Source organism: Streptomyces sp. NPDC096136 (assembly GCF_044763325.1).
GTDB lineage: Bacteria > Actinomycetota > Actinomycetes > Streptomycetales > Streptomycetaceae > Streptomyces.
In genome coordinates this window covers 343,372-361,110 of record NZ_JBIWFZ010000006.1, presented here as the reverse complement: position 1 = coordinate 361,110, position 17,739 = coordinate 343,372, and the positions used below count along the sequence as shown (strand labels likewise).

The 17,739-nt window shown below is 71.8% G+C and carries 15 protein-coding genes and 3 pseudogenes; 13 read left to right on the top strand and 5 right to left on the bottom strand.

Annotation, left to right across the window (positions count from 1 at the left end; all coding sequences use genetic code 11):
* The first annotated feature begins 240 nt into the window (after positions 1 to 240).
* From ACIRBY_RS16145 to ACIRBY_RS16125, 5 genes and pseudogenes are all read left to right on the top strand, one after another.
* The gene (locus ACIRBY_RS16145; RefSeq protein ID WP_403901026.1) at positions 241 to 1,428 is read left to right on the top strand and encodes a PP2C family protein-serine/threonine phosphatase; all 1,188 of its coding nucleotides are present in this window, start codon (positions 241 to 243) and stop codon (positions 1,426 to 1,428) included.
* Positions 1,429 to 1,690: 262 nt separating this feature from the next.
* Positions 1,691 to 1,909, top strand: a pseudogene (locus ACIRBY_RS16140) (transposase family protein); the annotation flags it as partial.
* Positions 1,910 to 2,969: 1,060 nt separating this feature from the next.
* The gene (locus ACIRBY_RS16135; RefSeq protein WP_403901025.1) at positions 2,970 to 3,152 is read left to right on the top strand and encodes a hypothetical protein; all 183 of its coding nucleotides are present in this window, start codon (positions 2,970 to 2,972) and stop codon (positions 3,150 to 3,152) included.
* A gap of 76 nt (positions 3,153 to 3,228) precedes the next feature.
* Positions 3,229 to 3,498, top strand: a complete 270-nt coding sequence (locus ACIRBY_RS16130) for a hypothetical protein (RefSeq protein ID WP_403901024.1) — start codon at positions 3,229 to 3,231, stop codon at positions 3,496 to 3,498.
* A gap of 118 nt (positions 3,499 to 3,616) precedes the next feature.
* Positions 3,617 to 3,958 carry a hypothetical protein gene (locus tag ACIRBY_RS16125; protein WP_403901023.1) on the top strand — a complete coding sequence of 114 codons (342 nt, stop codon included), beginning with the start codon at positions 3,617 to 3,619 and terminating at the stop codon, positions 3,956 to 3,958.
* Between the two features lie 269 nt (positions 3,959 to 4,227).
* On the opposite strand, the gene ACIRBY_RS16120 is transcribed toward ACIRBY_RS16125, so the two are convergent.
* Positions 4,228 to 4,950 (bottom strand): cation transporter, encoded by a 723-nt coding sequence (locus ACIRBY_RS16120; protein ID WP_403901022.1) that lies wholly within the window; start codon positions 4,948 to 4,950, stop codon positions 4,228 to 4,230.
* Entirely contained in the window at positions 4,950 to 5,267 is a 318-nt protein-coding gene (locus tag ACIRBY_RS16115; protein WP_403901150.1) for an ArsR/SmtB family transcription factor, read from the bottom strand. The genes ACIRBY_RS16120 and ACIRBY_RS16115 overlap by 1 nt, the downstream gene beginning before the upstream one ends.
* Here ACIRBY_RS16115 and ACIRBY_RS16110 point away from each other — a divergent pair.
* Entirely contained in the window at positions 5,209 to 5,871 is a 663-nt protein-coding gene (locus ACIRBY_RS16110) for a glutamate ligase domain-containing protein (protein WP_403901148.1), read from the top strand. The genes ACIRBY_RS16115 and ACIRBY_RS16110 overlap by 59 nt on opposite strands.
* On the opposite strand, the gene murF is transcribed toward ACIRBY_RS16110, so the two are convergent.
* A complete protein-coding gene (gene murF, locus ACIRBY_RS16105) occupies positions 5,868 to 7,265 on the bottom strand; it encodes a UDP-N-acetylmuramoyl-tripeptide--D-alanyl-D-alanine ligase (protein WP_403901021.1) in 1,398 nt (465 codons plus the stop codon). The two genes, ACIRBY_RS16110 and murF, sit on opposite strands and share 4 nt — an antisense overlap.
* Before the next feature lie 327 nt (positions 7,266 to 7,592).
* Between murF and ACIRBY_RS16100 the strand changes: the two genes are divergently transcribed.
* A complete protein-coding gene (locus ACIRBY_RS16100; protein WP_403901020.1) occupies positions 7,593 to 8,513 on the top strand; it encodes a DUF2199 domain-containing protein in 921 nt (306 codons plus the stop codon).
* Here ACIRBY_RS16100 and ACIRBY_RS16095 read toward each other — a convergent pair.
* Entirely contained in the window at positions 8,506 to 8,862 is a 357-nt protein-coding gene (locus ACIRBY_RS16095; RefSeq protein ID WP_403901019.1) for a patatin-like phospholipase family protein, read from the bottom strand. The two genes, ACIRBY_RS16100 and ACIRBY_RS16095, sit on opposite strands and share 8 nt — an antisense overlap.
* Before the next feature lie 314 nt (positions 8,863 to 9,176).
* Here ACIRBY_RS16095 and ACIRBY_RS16090 point away from each other — a divergent pair, with 314 nt between their 5' ends.
* Both ACIRBY_RS16090 and ACIRBY_RS16085 read left to right on the top strand, forming a co-directional pair.
* Complete coding sequence (locus tag ACIRBY_RS16090; protein ID WP_403901018.1) at positions 9,177 to 9,647, top strand: hypothetical protein; 471 nt, start codon at positions 9,177 to 9,179, stop codon at positions 9,645 to 9,647.
* 330 nt (positions 9,648 to 9,977) lie between these two features.
* A complete protein-coding gene (locus ACIRBY_RS16085) occupies positions 9,978 to 12,050 on the top strand; it encodes a transglycosylase domain-containing protein (protein WP_403901017.1) in 2,073 nt (690 codons plus the stop codon).
* Positions 12,051 to 13,357: 1,307 nt separating this feature from the next.
* Here the strand turns inward: ACIRBY_RS16085 and ACIRBY_RS16080 are convergent.
* Positions 13,358 to 13,981 (bottom strand): flavodoxin family protein, encoded by a 624-nt coding sequence (locus ACIRBY_RS16080; RefSeq protein ID WP_403901016.1) that lies wholly within the window; start codon positions 13,979 to 13,981, stop codon positions 13,358 to 13,360.
* A 668-nt stretch (positions 13,982 to 14,649) separates the two neighbouring features.
* On the opposite strand from ACIRBY_RS16080, the pseudogene ACIRBY_RS16075 reads away from it, so the two are divergent.
* From ACIRBY_RS16075 to ACIRBY_RS16060, 4 genes and pseudogenes are all read left to right on the top strand, one after another.
* A pseudogene (locus ACIRBY_RS16075) lies at positions 14,650 to 15,175 on the top strand (NADPH-dependent oxidoreductase); the annotation flags it as partial.
* Between the two features lie 64 nt (positions 15,176 to 15,239).
* Positions 15,240 to 16,237, top strand: a pseudogene (locus ACIRBY_RS16070) (PHP domain-containing protein).
* Between the two features lie 173 nt (positions 16,238 to 16,410).
* Positions 16,411 to 16,971: a hemerythrin domain-containing protein gene (locus tag ACIRBY_RS16065; protein ID WP_403901015.1), complete on the top strand. Its 561-nt coding sequence runs from the start codon at positions 16,411 to 16,413 to the stop codon at positions 16,969 to 16,971.
* 185 nt (positions 16,972 to 17,156) lie between these two features.
* A complete protein-coding gene (locus ACIRBY_RS16060) occupies positions 17,157 to 17,660 on the top strand; it encodes a hypothetical protein (RefSeq protein ID WP_403901014.1) in 504 nt (167 codons plus the stop codon).
* Positions 17,661 to 17,739 lie beyond the last annotated feature (79 nt).

Sequence of the window (17,739 nt, the reverse complement as noted above, 5' to 3'; positions counted from 1 at the left end):
CGCGGGACAGGTGGTGGCCGTCTCCCGGGCCGCCTCCACACCGGGTACTGCCGGAACTCCGGCCAGCGCTGCGCCCCGGGCGGCGCCCGAGCAGGTTCACCGTCTCCTGGCCGAGGGCGGGCTGGCCACCATGCGGCGTGGATACCGAACAACCCGGCTGTGGGTGTGTAGCGTCCGACGCCGGCCAGGGCTACCCGCCCGGGGACATGTGATCGTGGCCGATGGTGGTGAGGAGGCTACGTGGTAGGTGGTCGGATTTCGCTGGCCGACGTGCTCGCGGCGGCTGAGAACGCCGCGCCGGTGAACTCGCTGAACGTCGTGGCGCAGAATCTGCGGGACCGGTTCGACGCACGGTACGTGTCGTTCCTGTTCACCGATGTCGTCGGCCGCCGGCTCCTGCGGGTCCACGACACGGCAGCCAGCCGCCGCGAGGAGCGCGCAGCCCAGGTTCCGCTCTCCGGGCAGAGCGACTACGACGAGGTTCTGCGCGACCAGCGGCTGGTGGCGACGCCGTCCGACGGGCAGGGATACCGGGTCCTGGCCCCGGTGACCAACCGCGGCGACACCATCGGCGTGCTGGAGCTGTTCCTCGCCCGGTCGACGCCGGACGTGCTGGAGCAGGTCGAGGAAGCCGCGCACGCGCTGGCGTACATCATCGTCACCGACAGGCGCTTCACCGACCTCTACCACTGGGGCAACCGCACCACGAACGTCAGCCTGTCCGCGGAGATCCAGCACCAGCTGCTGCCGTCGGCCACCTGCTGCGAAGCACCCCAGTTCACCGTCGCCTGCGCCCTGGTGCCGGCCGACGACATCGCCGGCGACACCTACGACTACAGCCTCGACACCGACACCCTGCACCTGTCCATCACCGACGCCATGGGCCACGACATCAGCGCCTCCCTCATGGCCACCCTCCTGGTCAACGCCTCCCGAGGCGCCCGCCGCGCCGGCGAAGACCTGGCCGAACAGGCCCGCCAGACCCACCAGGCCCTCCTCGAACACGGCGCACTGTCCATCGCCACCGGCCAACTCCTGCGCATCGCCCTGGACGGCACCCACGCCCGCCTCATCAACGCCGGCCACCCCTGGCCCCTGCGCGTGCGCAACGGCACCGTCGACGAACTGCAGCTGGCCATCGACATGCCCTTCGGAATGACCGAGCAAGGCTCCTACCGGGTCCAGGAACTCGACCTGCGCCCCGGAGACCGTCTGCTCCTGTACACCGACGGCATGCAGGAACGCGACGCGGAAACCGTCGACCTTCCCGCCCTCCTGCGCAAGACCGCACCCGCACACCCCCGCGAAGTCGTCCACACCCTGGTCGGCGCCGTCTCCGACGCTTACAAAGGCCACCCGCCCAAAGACGACGCCACCGTCATCTGCCTCGACTGGCACGGCCCCCACTCCCACCACCAGCAGGCATAGCCGCACCGCGCACCCACACCCCTGCGGGCCCACACGTTGAAAGCATCCGCCCCCTGGCAGGCATTGCCGCCCCAGCACCGGCCGGAACTGGACCGGCTCCGGGGCTCACAGCGTCGCGCAGCGCAGACCGGATCCGGGCCGCCCGGCACGAGCGGCGGGAGGGCCGGAACAGGGCTCATCGCCCTTGCCTGGGCGACCCCGGCGGCAGCCGCGGGCGACGGTCCGCAAGCCCGACCGGCCGCGTCCGCGAAGACGCCGGCCGGCTGTTCCGTGGCTCACCACCGGCATCAAGCGCAGGCCCCCGAAGGAACTGACCCCCACCGAGAAGACCCGCAACCGTGCCCTGGCCGCCACACGGGCACCCGTCGAACGTGGAGTCGCCCGCCTGAAGTCCTGGCGGATCTTCCGCAGGTCCCGATGCAGTCCCAACCGCATGACGTCAATCGCCAAGGCCGTCCTCACCCTGGAGTTGCAACGATGAAGAAGCTCGATGGACACACTCACGACAGCCAACAGCCTTCGGGAGAGGCGCTTCACGGCAGCAGCCCGGTCACTCCATGACAGCCATGATCAGAACCGATGCACGGGGAGAGCAGGGTCGACACCCTCGACTCGGCTGACGCCCCCTCGCTGCCGCGAGCGCACCCGTTCACACCAGGCCCTGCGTCTGCTGGACCTCACCGGCACCCGGCCCCTGTTCACCCTCACCGCCCGGTAGGGCCGGCTCCCGGGGGCGGGGTGTCGGCGTGGGCGGGGCATGCCGTACGGTCACCGGGTCGTTGGGAGTGCAGTCCCACTGCTGCCGTGGTCTCCTGGAATTGAGTATGCGGCAGCGCAGCGATTTCGGTCGGCCCGATGAAAGCCGCCCATGGCCGGCCGCGTGGAAATCCTGCCGCAGGCCTGTTGCTCGGCTCGCGCCCTCCGGAATGCTTCCGAGCCCCACTTTCGAGGGACGGTGGTGATTCGCCTTGAGCACGCAGGATTGCAGTGGGCTTGAGAGAGTCGCCGCCAGGGCCGATCAGACGCTGCAGCATGATGCCGTAATTCTCGGAAACCTGGAGAACAGGCTGCAGGCCCTCAAGCGCCGGCCAATCACCGATCCGGACCCAGCTGGCGGAGGTGCAGCAGGAGGTGCAGGCGGCGCAGGAAAAGGTGGACACGGACCAGCGCGCCGTCGAGGCGGCAGAACGGGCCCTCTACGACTGCGAGACCGGTATCGACAAGCCCCCGGTTCAGCCGTAGCTCGGCTTTGCCGACGCCGTCTCACCATCGCAGTGCGGGGCGGAAGAAGCCGGAGCGGTGCGCCCGTTGCCTCCGGCCCCGTGCGGCCGACTGAACGGGGCACGGTGCATGGCGTCGTTGGACCGTGAGCGGAAGCCTGGAACCGGCGGAACGGGCGTCAGGAGGCTGCTATGACTCAGAAGCATGCGTGCGGTCCGGGACGGGATGCCGAGTTCTTTCGGGACCTGGCCGCAGTATTCGCAAAGCATTCGAACGTCTCCAGAAGGTACGCCGTAAGGTGCCTGCACCGTGAAAAAGAGGTGCTGAAAGTCGACTTCGCCGAACAGGTGGGACTGTCCCGGGTGGAAGGGAAGCGGATCGTCACCGAGTTCCGCAACCGCGACGAAGTCGAGTCCGGATTCGACCCGGAGGACCTTCCCGTGTGCTGCGAGTGGGCCGGGGAGGCGCCCCACATGGTCTGTGTCCAGCTCTGCGAGCTCTGAAGCCCCGGCGGAGCGGATGCTCCGGCCACACGAACCTGCTCGGCGGCCGGTCTTCGAAGGACAGAGGTGATTCGCCGTGCGCGCGCACGATTGTAGTGAACTGCAGGCAGCCGCCACGGCGGCCTATCAGAAGCTGAAGGCGGACACTGCGGTCCTCAAAATCCTTGAGGGCGAGCTGAACGCCCTCAAGCACCTGCCGCACCCCGATCCGGACCAAGTGGCTGCGCTGCAGAAGAAGGTGGATGCGGCCCGGAGAGTCGTGGACGAGGACGAGAGGGAGTCTGATGACGCAGAACGAGAATTCCATGACTGTCAGCACCCCGACCCGCCGCCGGTAATTTCATAGAATTCCACACGCACACCCTCGACACTCCACCCGCTTCGGGCTCGGCGGAGTGCAGGGTTGCACCATCGCATGGTCCACGTAAAAAGCAGCAAAAAACAGGGAAGCGTGGGAGGATAAAATGACAGATGCATCTTACGCCAAGCTTTTGTGGCTGGAGGCGAAAAGGATTCAGGACCCGGATGGTGCGGACGAGATCCAGATCAGCAGAGGTGACGGCGGCATCTTCGAAAGGATACAAATGCGGCAAGGGGACGTGTATACGTTCGACGAGCGGCTCATACCGTTCGATGGCACGCCGCAGATTGACATCATTCTGCGCGAAGTGAATGAGGCAACTCACCAGGCCAGCGTCATTGGCGGGGCGGGGATCAACCCCTCCGAGATAGGCCTTGGCGAACGAACGCAGAGCATCGGCGCACCGTCTTCGTCTCTGTACGAGCTGTGGTACAAGGTCATTTGACGATCCGCCAGCGGCCATTGTGGTGGTGAAGAGCAGCTTGCGAAGGAGTCGCCAGGACTTCACACGGGTAGATCGCGGGCTCGCGCGGGCCGGCGGCGTTCCCCCGCCCACCCGCCCGCCCGAGCCTCCTGTGCCGACTACCTGGGGATCACCACGCAGGGGAGGGTCGGCGCGATGGGCGGGGGCGGGTTGCCGCCTCTGACGAGGAGGGCGAGCAGGACGGCGATCGCTTGTTGCGCAAGACGGGGCCTTGCGCCAGGTGCGGAGGGTCAGCCGCAGCAGTCGCACCCGGGACGGCAGCCGCACGCGTCGGCCTCGGTGCCACCGGACGGCATCGCTGCGGCGGCGGGGGGCGTGCAGCAGCCCTTGCCCTGCCACGCGTCGCGGCCTTCCTTGGCGGCTACGACGGCAATGACCAGGGCGGCGATCGGGTCGGCCCAGGACCAGCCGAGCGTCGCGTTGAGGACCAGGCCCACCAGCAGCACGGCGGACAGGTAGGTGCACAGCAGCGTCTGCTTGGAGTCGGCGACCGCGCTGGCCGAACCGAGTTCGCGCCCGGCCTTTCGCTGGGCGGCCGACAGGAACGGCATCACAGCCAGGGACAGCGTGGCGATGACGATGCCGGGAACCGATACCTCCGCCTCGCCGCTGCCGGTCAGCGCGCGGACGGAGTCGACGGCGGCGTAGCCGGCGAGCGCGAAGAAGGAGACGGCGATGATCCGCAGGGTGGTCTTCTCCCGGGCCTCGCGCACGGTGTGCTCACGGGTGGAGAACTGCCAGGCGACCGCTGCGGCGGAGGAGACCTCGATGACGGAGTCGAGGCCGAAGCCGATCAGGGCCGTGGAAGAGGCGATCGTCCCCGCGGTGAGGGCGACGAGGGCTTCGATGACGTTGTAGGTGATGGTCGCGCCGACCATCATCCGTATCCGGCGTGCGAGCGCATCGCGCCGGGCCGGGGAGGGGCCCAGGACTACGGGTATCTCTGCGGTCATCAACAGCAGCCCTCCTCGTCGGCGTCGACGCACGTCCGGTCGGCGGCGACGGCGACCACAGCGGCACGCAGGTCGTCGAGCGCGTGGCCCAGTCGCTCGTCGGCCAGCTCGTAGCGGGTGCGCCGGCCGTCGGGGACGGTGGCGACCAAGCCGCAATCCCGCAGGCACGCGAGGTGGTTCGACAGCCGGGTGCGGGAGATCCCCAGGGCAGCGGCAAGGTCGGCCGGGTAGGCCGGGGCCTCGCGCAGGGCGAGCAGGATGCGACAGCGGATCGGTTCGGCCAGGGCCCGGCCGAAGCGGGTCAGGGCAGGCGGCAGGCGGTGGTCGACCCGCGCGGGGTGCGCATGTCGTGGATGGTCCTCGCCGGGCTGTCCGGCAATGCCCTCGTCCCTCGCGGCGTACGCGGCAGGCCGGGTGCTGGGCGAGGCCCGCAGGTGCTGGCGGCCGGGCTGTCGGCTTCGCCGAGTCCGGCGGCGGGTGCAGGTCCTCGCCGAGGCGGCGGGGGCGCGGGTGGTGGACTCCTTCGCCCACCACCCCACCGTGATCGCCGCGGACATCGCGGCCGGGCGGGAGCTGACCGGTAGCCGGGTGGTCGTCGCGTTCGAACCCGGCAGGGCTGCCCGAGTGCAGGTCCTGGGGACGCGGATGGGGGCGGCGCTGGCGGCTGCGAACGAGGTGGTGCTGCCGGTGCGCGATGCGGTGTCTACTGCGGCCGGAGGGGTGTCCGCAACGCGGGCGTCGGGCAAGCCGCAGTCGCCGCCGTGGTCCGCGTCCACACGGCCCGGCCTGGGCGAGGCCGTTGGTGTCCTCGCTGGTCTGGTCCGTACCGGTGATGTGGTCCCGACGATGGTGGCCGGGGAGGTGGCCGGGCTGGGGACGCTGTTACTGGAAGCCTCGGCCCGGCCACTGACCGCGCTCTAGCGGCTGCTCACGGTGTCGGGCCGGGCAAGCCGCTCGGCGGTGTGCTCCAGCCCGACGCTGTGGGAGCCCTTGACCAGGACGACGTCGCCGGGCTCGATCAGCTCGTCGGCCAGCGTCAGGGCGTGGTCGCGGTCGCGGGCGCTGAACACGGTCAGGTTCGGGTTGTTCTCCCGGGCGGCGGCGGCCATCACCTGGGCGTCGGCGGCGCCGACGGCGATCAGCACGTCCACACCGGCGGCGGCGACGAGGCAGCCGACCTGCCGGTGGCCATCACCGCCGTCGGCGCCGAGCTCCTTCATCTCGCCCAGGACCGCGATGGTCCGCCGCCCGCTGCTCATGGCCTCCAAGGCTCCGAGTGCGGCCTTCATCGAATCGGGGTTCGCGTTGAACGCGTCGTTGATGACCCGCACCTCGTCGGGCCGGTCGGTGACCTCCATCCGTCCGGACGCGACCAGCACCGCGCGGGAGAGCGCGTCGGCAGTCTTCTCGACATCGGCGCCCAGCCCGATCGCGACCGCGCCCGCGGCCAGCGCGTTGGACACGTGGTGCGCGCCGTGAAGGGTCAGGCTGACGGGTGCGTCGCTGCCGGCGGCGACGAGGGTGAAGGAGGCCCGGCCCGCCGCATCGAGCCTCACGTCCACCGCCCGTACATCGGCATCCCGCGCGGTGCCGAAAGTCAGGACTTGGGCGCGGGTGCGGGAGGCCATGGCGGCCACCAGCGGGTCGTCGGCGTTGAGGACGGCCAGCCCCTTGGCGGGGAGGGCCTCGACGAGCTCGCCCTTGGCCTGCGCGATCTGCTGCCGGCCGCCGAACTCGCCGACGTGCGCGGTGCCGACGTTCAGGACCAGGCCGACGGTGGGCGGGGCGATGGTCGTCAGGTGGGAGATGTGGCCGATGCCGCGGGCGCCCATCTCCAGCACGATGAAGCGCGCGTCCCGGTCCAGGTGGGTGATGGCCAGCGGCATGCCGATCTCGCCGTTGAACGACTTCACCGTGGCGATCGTCGGTCCCAGCTCGGGAAGCACCTGCGCGATCAGGTCCTTCGTGCTGGTCTTGCCCGCCGACCCGGTCAGCCCGATCACCATCGCGTCGGGCACTTCGGCCAGCACCGTGCGGGCCAGCGCGGCGAGCGCGTCCAGCACGTCGTCGACGACCACGGCCGGAACACCGACCGGTCGGGCCGCGAGGACCGCCACCGCTCCGGCCTTCACCGCATCGGCCGCGTAGGCGTGCCCGTCGAGGTGCTCACCAGCCAGCGCGGCGAAGAGGCCACCCGGCACAACGGCGCGCGAGTCGACGGCCGCCGGCGCGGTCACCAGCACGGCTGCGTCCGGCACATCGCACAGACGGCCGCCGACGGCGGCCGTGACGGCTTCGAGCGAGAGGGGGATCACGTGGCGCACTCCGAATCAGCAGGGCCTGCCCGAGACGGCGGGGGGCCGCCCGGCTCCGTCCACCGACCGTAATGCCGACCCGGTCGAAACCGGACCGACCGACCCACCCACGAAGGCTCTGGGCGCTGGCTGTGGCGGGCGGCGTGGCAGCCATCGCCCTGGAGGGCCGGTGGCGGAGTGCCTGGGAGACCTGGCGCCATTCCCGCTGTACGTGCCGCCGGGCCGGCGGCCTACGGTGGCCGCGCGCGTCCAGCGCCTGCAGCAACCGGACCGTACCGCCCCCGGCTCGGTGCCGCACCGGACCACCCCACCCCGTAGGGTGCCCCGGTGACGACCCACCTCCCGACCTGCTCCTGCTGCGGTGACCCGCTCGACGACGAGCGGCGCATCGACTTCGGCTACAACCTGCCCGACGCCGCCCTCGGCCTGCCCGAGGAGGCCATCCACCGCCTCGGCGTGCGCGCCCTGCTGCGGGTCGACGGGGTCGGCTCCTTCATCCGCTGCCTGCTGCACGTCCGGCTCAGCCACGACACCGAGCTCGTCCTCGGCGCCTGGGTCCAGGTGGACGACGCCACCCTGCGCCGGGCCCACGCGCAGTGGGAGGAGCCGGAGTACGCGGACTTCGCCTTCACGGGCACGTTCGCGAACCGGATCCAGCCCTGGGGCGACGACCTGCTCGGCGCCGAGGTCGCCACGCGGGTCGCCGACCCGGACGAACTGCCCGTAGTCACCGACGTACGCCACCCCGTGGCCGCCCGCGTACTCACCGAGGTCTGGGACCGCGACGAGGTCCTCAGCCGCTTCCCGCACCCGCTGCCGGTGGGCGTGCGCACCGACCTCGGCGACGGCTGGTCGGTGATGCGCGACGCCGGACTCACGGCCGGCTTCGCCGACGGCTACGACCACTTCAACGCCCCCGACCGCACCGCGGCCGTCAGCCTGAAACGCGACGACGTCCCCGGCCGCACCCAGGCCGACTTCCTCACCGCCCTGCTGTCGGGCGCCCCCGACACCCGCCCCGCCCAACGGCTGCGTGAGGAGATGCCCGACGGCGGACTGCGCTACGCGTTCTGGCTGACCCCGCAGAACAACGGCCGCCCGCGCCACGAGTTCTACGGGTTCACCCTGTACCCCTCCGGCACAGGCGCCGGGATCTTCTGCACCCACGAGGCCCCCGACACCCTGGCCTGGGCGCAGCAGATCTGGCGCTCCCTGGAGTGCACCCCACCCATGAACAAGATCAGCTGAGGGCTCGATCGCCCTGGGCTGCGGCCAGCCGCTCCCGCGCGGCGTCGGCTTGCCGCAGCCCGGCCCGGAACGCGGGTACCCACGCCGACAGGTCCGACGGGTCGGGACCGAGTGCCGCCGCCGAGGCCTCGTCGGGGAACAGCGACACCATCCCCTCCAGGCCCGTCGCCTCCGACGCCTCCCGGGCCATCGGCTCCACGACCAAGGCCGTACGCGCGCCTGCGGCGAGATCCAGGTTGGTGCCGGCGCGCAGCGCACCGTCGATGTACTGGCGCCCGCCGATCGCGACGGCAGGCGCCGCGCCGGGAAACGCGCTGGAGGCCGCGATGTCCGGGCCGGTCAGGATCACAGCGGGTCTTCTCAGGTGTGCAACAGGACGGCCGGGGCCGGCAGCCCGGGCGAGGGAACGGTGGCCTCGTCGATCCGGCCGAAGCGGCATGTGTAGGGCGGCCAGCCAGGGCGAGGGGGACGGCTTCGCCGCCCACGCTGACGGAGACGGCGGAGCAGCACCATTCGGCGCCGTATCCGAAGGTGTCGTAGACGGGTGCGCCGGGGCGCAGGCGGCTGAGGCATCTGGTGCGTTCGGTGTAGGCCTCGGGCTTGTAGCGGGAGACGCGGTCGGCGTAGCCGGCGGGGTCGAGCTGGCACCGGAGGGATTTGCCGATGGCGGTGGCGTGGCAGGCGGAGCGGAAGGGGATGTCCTCGCGGACCGGCGGGGTGGTGTCGGTGGTGGAGGCTGGGGATGCGGATGTCGCCGGCGGTGTGGCGGCCGAAGTAGACGGCGGCGCCGACCTCCTGGCGGATGATGGCCAGGGTGTGCTGGAGCCGGGCTGCGGCTCCGGCGCCGCCGGGCAGGGCGAGGCGGTCCAGGGCGAGGCCGGGGGCGAAGACGGTGTCGATGACGGGGTCGGCGAACTCCTCCTCGCAGATGACGGGGTCGGCGAACTCCTCCTCGCAGAGGATGCCCAGGATGCGGGTGGGAATGGTCTCGGGCAGGCCGGTCTCCTGGCTGATCTGCCGGATGTCGATGCCGAGGCGATGGCCCCTGCAGGACGCAGACCACGGCCAGGGCACGACGGCCCTCGCGCAAAGCCTGGCTCGTGGTCGGCGAGTGCGCCGGTGCGGCGGTGGTGACGGGCCCAGCCCCTGCCGGGCAACAGCTGCACCGGCCCAGACGGCCGCGGCGAACTGTGCGGCCACCCCGGCCCGGTACGGCGCAGCCCCCATGCCGAGGACCACCTGAGGGCCTCCCGGCTTGGGGACCTCTCCGAACGGCTCACCGGGGTCCGCTTCGCCCCACCGGCACCGGACCGCCGAAGTGGACGATCGGGGCGTCCCAAGTCCAGTGCCGCGTATGAAGATTTCATGAACGGCCCAACCGTGAAACCGGTTTGATCATCTTCTCGGCCGAGTCCGGCGCCACCCCCGAGGTGACGGCTCGCGATCGAGGAGGTCCGCACCCTCATGAGGCTGCCCCGCAAACACCGCGCGGACGGAGCCGGTAGTACGGATGACACCGGAAGCCCCGAGCTGACGGGAGGCCGCAGGCGCGCACGTCGCCTCGCGGGCCGGGCGAAGAGCCGCAGGAGAGCCGCCCGCAAGGCGCGCCGCCGCCTCATCGACTTCCCCAGGCGCGGCAGACGGGGCTGGCGGCGCTGGACACCCTCGTGGAAGCTGACCTCCGGCTTGTTCCTGCTCTGCGCCGCCTCCCTGGCCGGCCTCTTCACCGCCGTCTACATGCAGGTCGAGATCCCGGACGCGCATGACTCCGCGCGCCGGCAGGGCACCGTCTACTACTGGGCGGACGGCAGCCGGATGGTGAGCGTCGGCGATGTGAACCGGCAGGACGTGAAACTCTCCGAGGTGCCCGAATCCGTCCAGCGGGCCGTCATCGCGGCGGAGAACGCGGACTTCTACACCGACTCGGGCGTCTCGCTGACGGGCATCGGCCGCGCCGCCGTCAACATCGTCAAGGGCGAGGAGACCCAAGGCGGTTCGACGCTCACCCAGCAGTACGTGAAGAACACCTACCTGAGCCAGGACCAGACCGTCGAGCGAAAGATCAAGGAGCTCTTCCTCTCCCTGAAGGTCAGCAACCAGCGGCCCAAGTCGGAGATCCTCGAGGGGTACCTCAACACTTCCTGGTTCGGCCGCGACGCGTACGGCGTCCAGGCGGCCGCGTACGCGTACTACGGCATCCCCGCCAGGGAACTGGACCCCGGGCAGGGCGCCCTGCTGGCCGCGGTCCTCAAAGGCGCGGAGAGCTTCGACCCGTCCCTCAGCGCCGAGAACCGCCAACGGGCCGAGGACCGCTGGAGCTGGATCCTGGACCGCCAGGTGGCCACGGGGTCGATGAGCGCCGAGGAACGCGCCACGTACACCCGGTTCCCCGAGCCGAAGCCCCCCGTCAAACCGACCAGCCAGGCCGGACAGATCGGTTACCTCGTCGACATCGCCAACAAGTACCTCAAGAGCCGCACCGGGATCACGGGCAAGGAGCTGGCAGGTGGCGGCTACGCTGTCCACACCACCTTCGAGAAGGACAAGGTGCTCGCGCTGACCAAGGCCGTCGAGCAGGTGAGCGCGGAGCGACTGGACCCGCAAAGGCGCGCGGAGGACCAGTTCGTGCAGGTCGGCGCCGCCTCGATACGCCCCAAGGACGGGGCGGTCGTCGCGGTCTACGGCGGCTCCGACGCCATCGAGCACTTCACCAACAACGCGGACACCTCGGGGGTGCCTGCGGCCTCGGCCTTCAAGCCCTTCGTCTACGCCGCCGCCATGGAGAACGAGCTCGAAGGGAAGGAACGTTCCGCCGAGGCCGCGGCCCTGGAGCCCCCGCAGCCCACGCCGAGCGGGCCCGCACCGTCGGGCCCGACGCCGGCCTCGGTGAGCCTCCACGGGGCTCTGGTGAACTCCGACCACACGCCCTTCGTGGAGAGCGGCAAGAAGATCGGGCTGAAGAAGGTCAAGGACCTCGCGGTCGCGTCGGGACTGCGCGAGGAGAGCATGGCCAAGCTGGAGCCGACCTTCTCCATCGGCACCTCCACCCCCAGCGCCGTCCGGCTTGCCAGCGCCTACACGACCTTCGTCAACCAGGGCCGGGCCACCGAGCCGTACTCGGTGACCAAGGTCGAGCGGAGCGGCGCCGCAGTGGACGGCCTGGACCGGCCCAAACCGCGCCGGGCGATGAGCTCGGAGGCGGCCGCGACGGTCGGCGCGGCGCTGCGCCAGGTGAGCTGGAGCGCGGTCGGTCCGCCCCAGGGGCAGCGGAACCGGCTTCCGTCCTGGGCGGGCAGGACCGGTCCGAACGACCGCATGAACTCCGCCTGGTTCATCGGCGCGACGCAGGAGCTGAGCACCTCGGTCGCGATGTTCCGCACCAAGCCGGACGTCCCGCAACTGCTGCCCATGCAGGGCGTGGGAGGCCCCGACTCCGACCGGGGCAGCGCCTTCCCGCCCCTGATCTGGAAGGCCTACAACGAGGCGACGGCACCGACGTCGCAGCCCCCGTCGCCAGGCCCGCAGGACCACCCGTAACGGTCCCGCAGCACGGGGCGCCCGCTGGCACCGGCCGGGAGCGCGACCGACGTGATCGCGTCCCCGACGGATCCCCCCGAGGCCACCCGCCCGAACCACCACGCGCAGCGTGCCGGAGCGAGCAGGGCAAGGCCGCCGGGCGATTCAAACCGATTCCTCCCGCATGGAGGAGAAGACCCTGCCCAGCGTGTCGCCCTGGTGCCGGGGCGGGCTGTCGGAGAAGGCGGTGGCGCGACCTCACGGGCGGCACTGATCCCTACCCGTGACTCTCCGACGCGGCCGCGCCCGACAGTCCGGTGGCCGCGGCCCTGCGGTCGATGGCTCACGCCGTGCAGCTTCCCAAGCGCGGCCGCGGCGAGGCCGCGCCTGGCGCGACGCGGGTGGTGCCCGTGCGCACCACGTTCTCCGCGGAGGGGTGGACGGTGGTTGTCGCCGCCCTCGCCAACGCCCCCCGGCGCCGGCGGCTCCGAGTCCGGAGCAGGCGTCCGCGGCGGGCGCCGGGCCGGCGGTGCGGTACTTCGCGGTCTCGGGTACCGGAGGCCGCGAGGGCGGGCCGGTGGCCGTCTCCGGTTCGCCGGCCGGCGGAGGTCTCCGCGGCCCAGACCGCTTCTGAGAGCGGCAGCCCGTTCTCGCACTCCGCCTCTTCCGGCTCTGCCTCGTCGGGTTCGTTCGGCGAGTTCCTGCGGACCTACCTGGCGGGTGGGCAGGGTGCGGGGCTGGAGCGCTACCTGTCGCCCGGCGTGCGTCTGTCGGCTCCGGCGGCTGCCGGCTGTGTGCGGGTGGATGTCGAGGAGGTCGTGTCCGATACGGAGCGGGCGGCGGGGAAGGAGGTTCCGGCCGACGGAACGCGGGCGCGGGTGCGGGTGTGCGGGTGCGGGCGCGGGCGCGGGTGTGCGGGCGCGGGTGCGGGTGTGCGGGCGCGGGTGCGGGCGCGGGTGCGGGTGTGCGGGCGCGGGCGCGGGCGCGGGCGCGGGCGCGGGCGCGGGTCGCCGGTGAGGACCGGGCCGGGACGCGGTGGCCGCTGGTCTTTCAGCTGGAGGTGACCACACGGGCCGGGCGGTGGGAGATCGTGGCCCTGGAGGGCGGGTCGGCCGGTGCGAAGGCCGCGGCCGGTGCGTCGTCCGCTCTGGTGGCCTCGCCGGTCGGGGGGCGCGATGAAGGAGTTCGTTCTCGCGGGCCGGCTCGGCGGCCAAGCCTCACCGCCGGTCGGGCTTCACCGAGTGGGACCGGCTGCCCCGGATCTCGGTACGGTGACCGCCAGCCCTGGGGGCACGACCGGGCCGCGGGCCGGCCGTGCCCCCACAGGGTCAGGATGGCGGGTAGGGCGCGTACTTGAGGCGGCGTGCGAGGTGGGCGGTGTTGGCCGCGAGGGTGGCGGTGGTGGCGGCCGTCTTCTCGGGGGTCTTGTCGAGGTCCTGGTAGTCGGTGGCCCGCATGGCCTCTCCCACCCAGTAGGTCACCGCGTTCGCCGGCAGGGTGAAGCCGCAGTCGATGAGTCCCTGGAACAGCTCGGCGCTGACGTGGTGGGCGCCGTCCTCGTTGCCGACCACGCAGACTCCGGCGACCTTCCCGTAGGTGAGCATCCTGCCCTCCGCGTCACTCTCCCCGATCTCCGCGTTCAGGCGCTCCATGACGCGCTGCGCGACGCTGGAGGGGTGCCCGAGCCAGATCGGGGTGGCCAGGATCAGGATGTCGGTCCCGAGGATCGTGTCGCGGATCTCCGGCCAGAAGTCCCCCTCCCCCATGTCAACGGCCACACCTGGCCGGACGTCGTGGTCGGCGACGCGAATGACCTTGCCGCTCACGCCGTGGCCGGCGAGCGCTTCCATGGTCTGCTCGGCCAGCAGGTGGGAGGAGGACGGCTTCGGGGACGGGGACAGGGTGCACACCAGGGCAACCGCCCGCAGCGGAGTGGTCTCGTTGGCTTCCATGCCGCCCGCCTACCCCGGGGAGCCCGCTGCGATCAGATGTTTCAGCATGTGACACGCCCGTGGTTCGTTCCGTCCTGGCGGATGACGGGACGGGCCGGGGTGGAGGGCTGAGAAGCGCTGGAGTCGGATGACGTCCTTCGGCCTACGAGTGCCGTCCTATGCCTACAGGGCCGGGGTCGCCGCGTGGAGGCCGCGACCCGGGAATCACCTTCACAGCACCGAAACGGTCTCGGTCGCTTCGGAAGGAACGCCCTCACGGAGGGCCGGGCAGCGCCCCGGTCGGCCGTGAGCCGTGTGCCGCTCCACGAACGGGTCCGGACATGCGGTCCCGCCCTCGTGTGCCTGGGACGCGCCGGCGCGGATGGGAAGATCATCCGCAGTGAGGACCGGGCGCGTGAGTCTCGTCCGCCAGGCCGAGGCGCGGCGACCACGGCGTCCGCCGATTCGCACCTGCGGCGATCCGGTCCCCCATGCGGCGGACGCGCGCACGTCCGTGCCGACGCCCGAGTGCGGCGTGATCTGCCGGGTAGGCGCAGTGCATGAACCAGGACCGAGGGCTTGCGGTCGACACCGACCTCCCCCGCCGCGCCGAGGTCGGCCAGGACAAGAAGGACGATCCCGCCCCAGCGGCCGGACGGGGGTTCGACGCCACCGCCGAAACCACGCCCCTGCGCGCCGTTGCGCCCGTCCGTACGCTCTCCCCTTCACCAAAGCCGTCCAGCTCCCAGCTGCCGGCCGAGCAGACAATGGCCGCGCTCGCCGATCGCGGCGACGCCTGGCCGGTGATCCGCGCCACGACCCTGGGCTGCGACAGCCCGGGCCTGTCCACCCCGATCCGGCTCGGCCGCCCCTCCAGCGTCGCCCAGCGGGTCCTGGAGCGCCCGGACCCCGAGCTCGGCGAGAGCGACGACGAGGGCCGCATGCCCACCTACGGCACGGCCGCCACGGTGAGCGTGGTCGGCAACGAGGAGGGCGCCCGCCACGTCAGCGCCGGACTCTTCCAGGGCCTGAACGACGTCGGCTTCTCCCCGGCTCCCGACGCCGTGACCTACTGGGTGGGCGAAGCGATGCGGTCCACCGACTACCAGGACCTCCACCAGACGCCCGGGAAGACCGCCGCCACCACCAAGAACCCTCGCTGCGACCACCGCGCACCTCGCGCGACGCCTCAAGCCCGCCGCATACCCGCCCTCGCCACCGACCGGTCCTCTTACATCACCGGTGAGATCGTCAACGCCACCGGCGGAACGCCCCTGCCGTGAATCCTGACGAGGCCCTGCGGAAGATCGCCTTCCTCCTGGAATGGCGCGGGGCTTCCCCGTACCGGGTCCGGGCCTTCCACACCGCCGCCGACGCCGTGCGCGACGTGCCACCGGGGCCGGTGGACGCCGCCCGGGCCGCACGGCTGCGCGGTGTCGGCCCGGTCACCGCCGAAGTGATCTCGCAGGCATCGACCGGAGCAGTACCGCGCTATCTCGCCCGCCTTCAGGCCGAGGCCCCGGACGCCCAAGCGGGCTGGGACCTCGCGGCCGCGAGCACCGGGGACTGCCACCTGCACTCCGACTGGTCGGACGGCGGCAGCCCGCTCGAGCAGATGGCGGAAGCCGCCCGCGCCCTGGGCCACCGGTGGGCCGTCCTGACCGACCACTCCCCGCGGCTGACGATCGCCCACGGCCTGAGCCCGGACCGGCTCAGAAGCCAGCTGGAGGCCGTGGCCGCCGCGAACGCCCGGCTGGGCCCCGGCTTCCGGCTGCTCACCGGTATCGAGTGCGACATCCTCGACGACGGCTCCCTCGACCAGGAGGAAGGCCTGCTCGAGCGGCTCGACGTCGTCGTGGCATCCGTACACTCCAAGCTCCGCTCGGCGCCCGAGCCGATGACCGCCCGCATGGTGGCCGCCGCACGAAACCCGCGCGTCGATGTTCTGGGGCACTGCACGGGACGGATCATCACCGGCCGGGGCCGCCCGCCGTCCCGCTTCGACGCCGAGGCCGTCTTCAGCGCCTGCGCGCAGGCCGGCACCGCGGTGGAGACAATTGCAGGCCCGAGCGGCGCGACCCGCCAGATGACCTGCTGCTGATGGCCGCCGCTGCGGGCTGCCTCTTCGCCGTGGACACCGATGCCCACGCCCCCGAACAGCTGCGCTGGCAGAGCACGGGCTACGCGCGTGCGGCACGGATCGGCCTGGGAGCGGACCGGCTGATCACGACCTGGCCGCTCGGGCGGCTGCTGACGACCGGACGCGGCAGGCGGTGAAGCACCCTCGGTGTGCCCCGCTCGCCGTCCGGGAACGGGGCCGATGCTCCTCCGAGCGGATGCCTCCCAGCGGGTGAGACTCCCGGTGCGTCCGGGCGCCTGTGCGGCGGATGGGGAACCGATCCGGGCGGGCCCCACCGGCCCCATCGCCCACGAGGACGTATGGAGGACACATGGGACACGGCGGAAACGTGATCGACGAGCTGATGGCCGACCACCGGGAGGTGGAGGAGATGTTCGCCCGCATCCAGGCCATGACCGGCAGCGGGCAGGAGCTCCGCGATCTCATCGACGAGATCACCATCGAGCTGGTGCGGCACTCCGTCGCCGAGGAGCAGTACCTCTACCCCGCCGTGCGTGAGCACGTCGAAGGCTGCGGCCCCATGGCGGACAAGGAGGTGGAGGACCACGGCCGCGTCGAGAAGATGCTCAAGCGGCTGGAGAAGACGGATACCGACGACGCACACATGAGCCCGCTCCTGCAGCAGCTCATGGACGAGGTCGCCGCCCACGTCCAGGACGAAGAACACAACCTCTTCCCGATGCTGAAGCGGTCCTGTACCCCTCAGCAGCTGGACGATCTCGGTGACAAGATCCGCCGGGCCAAGGCCATGGCGCCGACCCGGCCGCACCCGGCCGCACCGAGCAGTCCCACGGCCAGCAAGCTCCTCGCACCCGGCGCCGGCCTGGTGGACCGTGCGCGTGACTTCGTGACGGGCCGCGGCACGTCCTGAAGCCCCCGTCCCGGGCGGCGGCCCGCAGGTACGTCCGCCGCCCGGGAGGAACGGTGACGTGCGTCATGCCGCACGCCCGCCGGTACGGGCTACGCTGGTCGGCCACCAGCGGAGCGGCGCAGCTTCGCGCCGCAGCTCGCAGGCCTGGAGAGGTCCTGGGCGAGCACGCCCCCGAGGAAGCCGCCGTGTCCGCCGATCTCGCACCCGTCATAGCCTCGGGCACCCGCTGGCTGCTGACCGCCTTCCCGCCCGCCCCGGGCGCCTTCAGCCGGGCCCTGGCCGAGGCCCAGGCCCAGCAGGCCGTCACCCTCGCCGCCGCCCTGCGCTACCCGACCGCGCTCGACGCCGAGATCCTGCACCTTCTGGGCCCGGGCGGAAGCGCCCGGCTGGACTGGCTGACCGGCGCCGATCACGGCGAGGACGCCGACGCCGACTGGCGGACCTGGGTGGACGAGACCGTCGTCAGCTGGGCCGCCTGCCTCCTGGCCGTCCCTGCCCTCGCCGCCGACGCCCACCACTTCGCCGATCACGGCCACGCCGGCGAGCTCACACGGCTCACCCGCCCCGGCCACCACGAACACGACGCCGCACCCCTGCTGCGCCACCCCGACCTTCTCGAACCGATCGCCGCCCTCCACCGGGAACCGCTGCTGGACCTCCTGGCCGGCAAAACGGCCCGCCGGGGGTAGAGCCGGCTGGTCGGTTCAGGCGTTGCGACCGTCCGCGAGCACCTGGCAGTGGACCGCAGCGGCGTACGGGCGCGGGGAT

What these genes read in the sequence shown, in the direction of transcription:
- ACIRBY_RS16125 (WP_403901023.1), top strand. Translation starts at nt 3,617, where the DNA reads ATGACAGATGCATCTTACGCCAAGCTTTTGTGGCTGGAGGCGAAAAGG.
- ACIRBY_RS16120 (WP_403901022.1), bottom strand. Translation starts at nt 4,950, where the DNA reads ATGACCGCAGAGATACCCGTAGTCCTGGGCCCCTCCCCGGCCCGGCGC.
- ACIRBY_RS16110 (WP_403901148.1), top strand. Translation starts at nt 5,209, where the DNA reads ATGCGACAGCGGATCGGTTCGGCCAGGGCCCGGCCGAAGCGGGTCAGG.
- ACIRBY_RS16090 (WP_403901018.1), top strand. Translation starts at nt 9,177, where the DNA reads ATGGCGGTGGCGTGGCAGGCGGAGCGGAAGGGGATGTCCTCGCGGACC.
- ACIRBY_RS16085 (WP_403901017.1), top strand. Translation starts at nt 9,978, where the DNA reads ATGAGGCTGCCCCGCAAACACCGCGCGGACGGAGCCGGTAGTACGGAT.
- ACIRBY_RS16080 (WP_403901016.1), bottom strand. Translation starts at nt 13,981, where the DNA reads ATGGAAGCCAACGAGACCACTCCGCTGCGGGCGGTTGCCCTGGTGTGC.
- ACIRBY_RS16065 (WP_403901015.1), top strand. Translation starts at nt 16,411, where the DNA reads ATGGGACACGGCGGAAACGTGATCGACGAGCTGATGGCCGACCACCGG.